Origin of the sequence: Bartonella sp. AP72JLCBS (assembly GCF_042195705.1) — a bacterium.
GTDB lineage: Bacteria > Pseudomonadota > Alphaproteobacteria > Rhizobiales > Rhizobiaceae > Bartonella.
The window spans coordinates 1-1,094 of the sequence record NZ_JBHIOU010000076.1 but is presented as its reverse complement, the minus strand read 5'-3'; the positions used below and the strand labels follow the sequence as shown (position 1 = coordinate 1,094).

The 1,094-nt window shown below is 36.7% G+C and carries 2 protein-coding genes; both read right to left on the bottom strand.

Annotated features, from left to right (window positions below; genetic code table 11):
- Nucleotides 1-234: 234 nt before the first annotated feature.
- Entirely contained in the window at nt 235-669 is a 435-nt protein-coding gene (locus ACFILO_RS09465; protein WP_375654233.1) for a hypothetical protein, read from the bottom strand.
- A gap of 149 nt (nt 670-818) precedes the next feature.
- Nucleotides 819-1,094 (bottom strand): YadA-like family protein (locus ACFILO_RS09460; protein ID WP_375678211.1); only part of this gene is annotated, 276 nt, incomplete at its 5' end.

Sequence of the window (1,094 nt, the reverse complement as noted above, 5' to 3'; positions counted from 1 at the left end):
GAAAATAGCAACATAAAAATATAACTTTTTAGCAATATGGATTCTACTGTGATCTTTTTTCAACAAAATATAGAAAATCTTCTATAAAACCTCACAGTCTATAGCCTCATCAAATATTATGCTTATCTCTAGATAAATACTGTGCATCTACAAAAAAATATTCACCCTCATTTAATAAAATAAGAATAAATATTGTTAAAAGAATCCCTTGCTATCATCAACGCAGCTTTAATCTTAAGCCAACATCTCTTCTCTAATCTCCGCAGAACTCGTTGCGGATATATTAGAGCAAATGAAGCCATCCTCTGATATATAACCAGCACCAAGAGCAAATGCGAATTGTCCACGCCATGCGCCGCTATCAAATGAAACAATCAACTTTCCTAGTGTATCGTTATAACGCAAACCTACCACTGCCAAACCAACAGCCGCTGCTTGTCTTGCTTCTTTCCGAACATCTTCAATAGCATAACTAAACATTTCAAATTTCATATCGGTGGAGGATTTCGATTCGTTAACACCATTACTCATCGCATTATCCTTGGATTCAGAAAAATATTTATCTACATATTTTTTCGTATCATCAAAAACTTTCTTAATCCGCTGCTTACTGTCATGTAACAACCAACTAGCCCCCTCCACGACTTCTGTCAAATTTGCGTAAAACACACCACTCTTCAGACATTTTCTCTTTTTTTATTTTCAACATTAATGCTGGCATTGTTATTTATGGGAGTCGTTCTTTTAATCGTGTAACTCTTTTCGCCTCTGTCTTGTATAGACAGAAGCGTTTTTGAAAATAATCGTAGTAAATTTTATTAATTTAGAGTTAAGCTTAATCCTACACCTACACCCCAGCGCCCTCCGGCACTTGTCACAGACAGACTAGAGCGAATATTTCCATCTTCAGATGTATAACCAGCACCAAGAGCAAATGCGGACTGATTAAGCCATATACCACTACCAAGTGCAACACTTAACTTTCCTGGTGCATCATTGTAACGCAAGTTGGACACCGCTAGACCAATAGCAGCAGCTTGTCTTGCTTCTTTCCGAACATCCTGAATAGCATAATTCAATGTCTCAAACTTTAT